Source organism: Microbacterium sp. zg.Y909 (assembly GCF_024626565.1).
This window is the reverse complement of sequence record NZ_JANJFJ010000258.1, coordinates 1-6282: the sequence shown is the minus strand read 5'-3', so window position 1 is coordinate 6282 and position 6282 is coordinate 1. Positions and strand designations below refer to the sequence as shown.

6 protein-coding genes and 1 pseudogene are annotated in these 6282 nt (G+C 72.3%); 5 read left to right on the top strand and 2 right to left on the bottom strand.

Features of this window, described 5'->3' with window-relative positions; all coding sequences use genetic code 11:
* Positions 1-118, top strand: a pseudogene (locus tag NQ160_RS16425) (CarD family transcriptional regulator); the annotation flags it as partial.
* A 35-nt stretch (positions 119-153) separates the two neighbouring features.
* Positions 154-1353: a 2-C-methyl-D-erythritol 4-phosphate cytidylyltransferase gene (gene ispD / locus NQ160_RS16420; RefSeq protein WP_257516239.1), complete on the top strand. Its 1200-nt coding sequence runs from the start codon at positions 154-156 to the stop codon at positions 1351-1353.
* Positions 1354-1488: 135 nt separating this feature from the next.
* On the opposite strand, the gene NQ160_RS16415 is transcribed toward ispD, so the two are convergent.
* A complete protein-coding gene (locus NQ160_RS16415; protein WP_257516238.1) occupies positions 1489-1956 on the bottom strand; it encodes a GNAT family N-acetyltransferase in 468 nt (155 codons plus the stop codon).
* Positions 1957-1967: 11 nt separating this feature from the next.
* Entirely contained in the window at positions 1968-2918 is a 951-nt protein-coding gene (locus NQ160_RS16410; RefSeq protein WP_257516240.1) for a DMT family transporter, read from the bottom strand.
* A 218-nt stretch (positions 2919-3136) separates the two neighbouring features.
* On the opposite strand from NQ160_RS16410, the gene cysS reads away from it, so the two are divergent.
* Genes cysS through NQ160_RS16395 form a run of 3 tightly spaced genes read left to right on the top strand, consistent with a single transcriptional unit; the run spans position 3137 to position 6181 of the window.
* On the top strand, positions 3137-4555 hold the full coding sequence (gene cysS, locus NQ160_RS16405) for a cysteine--tRNA ligase (protein WP_257516237.1): 1419 nt from the start codon (positions 3137-3139) through the stop codon (positions 4553-4555).
* Positions 4548-5534, top strand: coding sequence for a 23S rRNA (guanosine(2251)-2'-O)-methyltransferase RlmB (rlmB, locus tag NQ160_RS16400; RefSeq protein WP_257516236.1), 987 nt, complete (start codon positions 4548-4550; stop codon positions 5532-5534). The genes cysS and rlmB overlap by 8 nt, the downstream gene beginning before the upstream one ends.
* A gap of 8 nt (positions 5535-5542) precedes the next feature.
* Positions 5543-6181 (top strand): NAD(P)-dependent oxidoreductase, encoded by a 639-nt coding sequence (locus tag NQ160_RS16395; protein WP_257516235.1) that lies wholly within the window; start codon positions 5543-5545, stop codon positions 6179-6181.
* Positions 6182-6282: the final 101 nt, after the last annotated feature.

The following is a 6282-nucleotide window of genomic DNA, read 5'->3' as shown; positions in this document are numbered from 1 at the left end:
CGGTGAGAAGCGCATGCTCGCCAAGGCACGCCAGATCCTCATCTCCGAGCTCGCTCTGGCCGAGAAGACCGACGAGGAGCGCGCGAGCGTCGTCCTCGACGAGGTCCTCGCCAGCTGACCCCGGCACAACCCGTCGGCGGGTAGGTTCGAGGCGTGAGCATCACGCCTGTTCCCCGTGTCGCCGTCATCGTCGTCGCCGCCGGATCCGGCACCCGTCTGGGTGCGGCCGATCCGAAGGCGTTCGTCGGGCTCGACCAGCACACCATCCTGCGTCACTGCCTCGAGGGCGTCTTCAGCGCGCCGAGCGCGCAGGTGATCGTCGTCGCCCCGCCGGGACGCGAGGGCGATGCCGACACGGATGCCCTCGAGGCATCCGGTGACCGGCGCGACCTGGTGCAGGTCGTCTCCGGCGGCCCGACGCGTCAGGCATCGGTCGCCGCGGGGCTGCACGCGGTGTGGCCGGATGTCGAGGTCGTGCTCGTGCACGATGCCGCCCGCGCGCTCACGCCGCCGGCGGTGTTCGAGCGCGTCATCGCGGCGGTCGACGCGGGCGCTGCAGGCGTCATTCCGGTGCTGCCCGTCGTCGACACCCTGAAGCGGGTCGACGGTGCGCGCATCGTCGACGGCGTGGACCGTGCCGAGCTGGCAGCCGCGCAGACCCCGCAGGGGTTCCGTCGGGACGTGCTGGATGCCGCGTACGCGGCTGCCGAAGAGGAGTTCACCGATGACGCGGCGGTGGTGGCATCCGCCGGTCATGAGGTGGTGATCGTCGACGGTTCCGAGATGAGCTTCAAGATCACCACTCCCGCCGACCTCGAGCGCGCGCGGTCACTGGTGTCTCCCGTCCACCCGGCGGCCACCCGCCTGGATGCCCAGCAGCCCGCCGCGCGCGTGGGGGTCGGCACCGACGTGCACGCGGTCGGCGGCGACGGGACGCTGTGGCTCGCGGGCCTGGAGTGGCCGGGGGAGCAGCCGCTGTCGGGGCACTCCGACGGGGATGCCGTCGCCCACGCCATCGTCGACGCGCTGCTGGCCGCGGCCGGCCTCGGCGACATCGGCACCCACTTCGGCACCGACCGGCCCGAGTACGCCGGCGCGCACGCCGACGCGTTCTTCGCGCGCACCCGCGCGCTGCTCGACGAAGCCGGCTGGGCCGTGGGCAACGTCTCGGTGCAGGTGCAGGCGCGGCGCCCCCGCTTCGCCGACCGGCGCGCCGAGGCGGAGCGGGTTCTCTCTGCGGCCCTCGGCGGCGCCCCGGTCTCGGTGTCGGCGACGACCACCGACGGGTTGGGCTTCACCGGCACCGGCGAGGGCGTCGCGGCGTTCGCGGTCGCGATGATCGTCCCGGCCTGAGCCCGGCCGCCACCTCGCGGCTTCGGCGGCTTCGGTCGTCGCAAATGGCCCGCCGGGGGCAGGCGAAGGGCGCAGACGTGACGACCGGAGCACACGTGGCCACGAGGCCCGGGCACGCCGAGGTCGGGTGGCGCGCTATTGCGGCAGATCTAGCGCGAAGTAGGTCGAGAGTGGGTCGTCGGTGTAGTCGGCGAACGGCCCGCAGGGCGTGAAGCCCTCGCCGAGGTAGAGCGCCCGTGCGGCGGCGAAGTCCGGCCCCGAGCCCGTCTCGAGCTGCAGGCGCAGCAGCCCCATGGCGCGTGCCTCGGCCATGATGTGGCGCAGCAGCGTCCGAGCCACGCCGCGTCGCAGGTGGGCGGGGGCGACCCGCATGGACTTGATCTCGCCGTGGGCGGCATCCCGCCGCTGCAGGGCGCCCACGCCTGCGAGCTCGTCGCCGTCCCAGGCCGACCACACCGTGATGTCGGGATGCCGCAGCTGCTCGACGCCCAGCGCATGCACGCTCTCGGCCGGGGTCTGCGCGTGCATCGCGTCGAGGTGAGCGGCGATGAGCGCGCAGGTGGCCTCGCCGGTGAGGTCGTCGACGCGTATCTGCAGGGTCATGTGGTGCCTCCTCAGCCTTCGACCGCATACGGTGCGGGGTCTCGGGGCGCGCGCGACCCGACGGCCAGCAGCACCAGGCCCGCAACCAGCACAGCCAGCCCGACCATGGCCGGCGTGCTCAGCCGTTCGCCGAGCACGCCGAGGCCCAGCAGCGTTGCGGTCAGCGGCTCCGCCAGGGTGAGGGTCGCCGCCGTCGCGGCGGTGAGTCGCAGCAGCCCCCACGTGAACAGCGTGTACGCGATGCCGACGGTCGCGAGCCCGAGCCACAGCGCCATCGCGACTCCGTCGGGCGATGCCAGCCACGCCAGGTCGGCGAACAGCAGCATGGCGACGCCCCAGGCCGCGCCCCCGAGCCCCATGGCCCCGCCGACGGTGAACGGGTCCCAGCCGGCATCCATCAGTCGCCGCTGCACGTTGGCCTGTACGGCGAAGGCGGCGCCCGCCGCGAGGGAGGCGAGAAGCCCCAGCGGATCGCTGCCGCCGGAGGCCGCGCCGCCCGCACCCAGCAGCACCACTCCCGCGGTCGCGAGCGCCGTCGCCACCAGCCACGCGCCCGAGGGGATGCGGCGGGTCAGCGCCCACTCGACCAGCCCCGCGATCACCGGCGCCGATCCCAGCGCGATCACGGTGCTGACGGCGACGCCGTTGCGCTCGGCGCCGAGGAAGAACAGCGGCTGGTAGAGCGCCAGGCAGGTGCCGGTCGCCGCCATCAGCAGCAGGGCGCGACGGTCCAGCACCGGCCGCGGGGCGGGGGTGACGGCGGCGGGGCTGCCGGTGGCCGCTGCGCGGCGGCGATCCCGTGCACCCAGCGAGAACGCGAGGGCTGCCAGCGCAGCGCCGCCGATCGTCAAGCGCACCGCCCCGACTGCCCAGGGCGTGCTGTCGTCGGGACCCAGCGCCTGCGCGGTGCCGGTCGTGCCGAAGAGCACGGCAGCAGCGAGGACGGCGAGGACGGGGAACATCACGTCAGTTCTAGCGGACGCGTGTGTCGCGCGTGTGACGCACGCCTCGGGCCCTGCCCCGCGGCCGGCCCCACCGGGGCTTCGGTCGTCGCAAACGTCCCTTTCGGCGCCCGCAGAGGGCACAGACGCGACCAGCGAAGCGCAGGCCGCCGCAGCCGCGCGCCCAGCGGCGCCGCGCGCGCCCAGGAACCGAGCGCCGCCGCCGGTAGGCTGGAGCAGTGAGTAATGGCGGTACGGGCGTGAAGCTCTATGACACGAAGGCGCAGCAGCTGCGCGACTTCGTCCCCGCCGACCCCGCGAACGTCACCATTTACGTCTGCGGGCCCACTGTGCAGTCCGGCCCGCACATCGGTCACCTGCGCGGCGCGCTGAGCTTCGACATCCTGCGCCGGTGGCTCGGCCACCGCTTCGGGCGGGTCACGTTCGTGCGCAACGTCACCGACATCGACGACAAGGTGCTCGCGAACGCGACGGCAAGCGAGCCCTGGTGGGCTCTGGCGTACCGCATGGAGCTCGCGTTCTCCCGCGCCTACGCGACCATCGGCATCCTTCCTCCGACGTACGAGCCGCGGGCGACGGCATCCATCCCGCAGATGCTCGAGCTCATCGCCCGCCTCATCGACGCAGGTCACGCGTACCCCGCCGGCGAAGGCGACGTGTACTTCGACGTGCGTTCGTGGCCCTCGTACGGTGAGCTGACACGCCAGTCGCTCGACGCCATGGAGCCGGCGGCCGACGCCGACCCCCGTGGCAAGCGCGACCCCCGCGACTTCGCGCTGTGGAAGGGCGCCAAGGCCGACGAACCGGCGGATGCCGCATGGGAGTCGCCCTGGGGCCGTGGCCGGCCCGGCTGGCACATCGAGTGCTCCGCGATGTCGCGGCGCTACCTCGGTCCGTCGTTCGACATCCACGGCGGCGGCCTCGACCTGCGCTTCCCGCACCACGAGAACGAGCTGGCGCAGTCCACCGCGGCCGGTGACGCGTTCGCGGCGTACTGGGTGCACAACGGCCTCGTGACCGTCGGCGACCAGAAGATGTCGAAGTCGCTCGGAAACTTCCTGCTCGCCGATGACGTGCTGAGCCGGTACGAGCCGCTCGTCGTGCGCTACGCCCTGGCGGCGGCGCACTACCGCTCCAACCTCGACGTCACGGGGGCCTCGTTCGACGAGGCAGCTGCGGCGCTGGATCGCATCCGCACTTTCCAGACCCGCGCTGCGCGCGTGCTGGGCGCCGGCAGCTGGCTCACCGTCGCCGACCTGCCCGACGCCTTCGCCACCGCGATGGACGACGACCTCGGCGTGCCGCAGGCCCTCGCCGTCGTGCACGAGCATGTACGCGCCGGCAACGCCGCCCTCGACGCCGACGACCGGGATGCCGCGGCGCGCGCCGCCGTGCAGGTGGGCCGCATGACCGGCCTGCTGGGGCTCAACCCCGAAGACCCGCAGTGGCGCACCGGCGACGGGGGAGCGGCGGCAACCGCGCTCGACGCGCTGGTGCAGACGATGATCACCCAGCGCGCGCAGGCGCGCATCGACAAGGACTGGCCTGCGGCCGACCGCATCAGAGATGCGATCGCGGCCGCAGGCATCACTCTGGAGGACACTCCGGACGGAACACATTGGAGTTTCAATGGCTAAGCCAGGGCGCCCCGGCGCAAGCAAGAGCGGCAAGAAGGGCCCGACCAAGGGCACCGGCGGCAAGAACAAGCGGTCCCTCGAGGGTCGCGGCCCGACACCCAAGGCCGAAGAGCGCGCCTGGCACCCCGCGGGCAAGCGCAAGGCGGCAGCCGAGCGCTACGCCGCCGCAGGAGGCAAGGGCGCGCCCGGGCAGAAGCCCGCGCCGCAGCGCCGTGCCAAGAAGGAAGACGACACCGAGATCGTCACCGGCCGCAACTCGGTGCTCGAGGCACTGCGCGCCAAGATCCCCGCGACGGCGTTCTACATCGCCCAGCGCGTGGAGATGGACGATCGCGTCAAGGAGATGCTGTCGATCGCGACTCACCGCGGCATCCCCGTGATGGAGGTCACCCGCCCGGAGCTGGACCGCATGGCCGGCTTCGACGGCGTGCACCAGGGCGTTGCGATCAAGGTGCCGCCGTACGAGTACGGTCACCCGCAGGACCTGCTGGAGCAGATCATCGACCGTGACCAGGTGCCGCTGCTCGTGGCCCTCGACGGCGTGACCGACCCTCGCAACCTGGGTGCGATCATCCGCTCCACGGCCGCCTTCGGCGGGCACGGCGTGATCCTTCCGCAGCGTCGCAGTGCGAGCGTCAACTCCGCCGCCTGGAAGACCAGCGCAGGAGCTGCCGCGCGCATCCCCGTCGCCATCGCGCCGAACCTCACCAGCACGCTCAAGGAGTTCAAGAAGCAGGGCGTGTTCGTGCTGGGCCTGGACGGCGGCGGCGAGGTGTCGCTGCCCGAGCTGAAGCTCGCCGACCGGCCCGTGCTCATCGTCGTGGGTTCCGAGGGCAAGGGCCTGTCGCGCCTGGTCACCGAGACCTGCGACCAGATCGTCTCGATCCCGATCTCGGCGGCGACCGAGTCGCTGAACGCCGGCATCGCGGCATCCGTCGCGCTTTACCAGGTGTCGACGATGCGCTCGACGCAGGACTGAGGAAAGCCATGACCCGCATCGCCGTCATCGGCGGAACCGGCTTCGCCGGCCGCAACATCGTCACCGAGGCGCTCGAGCGCGGTCACACCGTGATCTCGGTCGCCCGCACCCTTCCCGGCGACCGGATCGAGGGGGCCATGTACCTCGTCGGCACGATCCTCGATGTGCCCACCCTCGTCGGCCAGCTCGAAGGCGTCGAGGTCGTCGTGGTGGCGACCTCGCCGCGCGGCGACATGGAAGGCAAGATGCGTGACGCCGTCGGCGAACTGATCGCCGCCCTCCCCGAGGACGTGCGCGTGGGTGTCATCGGCGGCGCCGGCGGCAGTCTCGTCGCCCCGGACGGCCCGCGGCTCATCGACACCGACTTCCCCGAGGAGTTCAAGTCCGAGGCGTTCGAGGCCATCGGCATCCTCGAGGACCTTCAGGCGACGGATGCCGCGCGCGACTGGTTCTTCGTGCATCCGGCGGCCGGCTTCGGTGCGTTCAACCCGGGCGAGCGCACCGGAAACTACCGCAAGGGCGGCGACGTGCTCGTGAGCGACGAGGCGGGTGAGTCGTACATCTCGGGCCCCGACCTCGCGGTCGCGGTGCTCGATGAGATCGAGAACCCGCGACACGTGCGCGAGCGGTTCACCGTCGGGTACTGACCCGGGGTCTCAGACCAGGTCGCGCCAGTCGATGGCGTCTTCTTCTTCGGTGGTGGCGGGGATCGCCTCGGTCTGCGCCATCATCGCAAGTGACAGGGTCT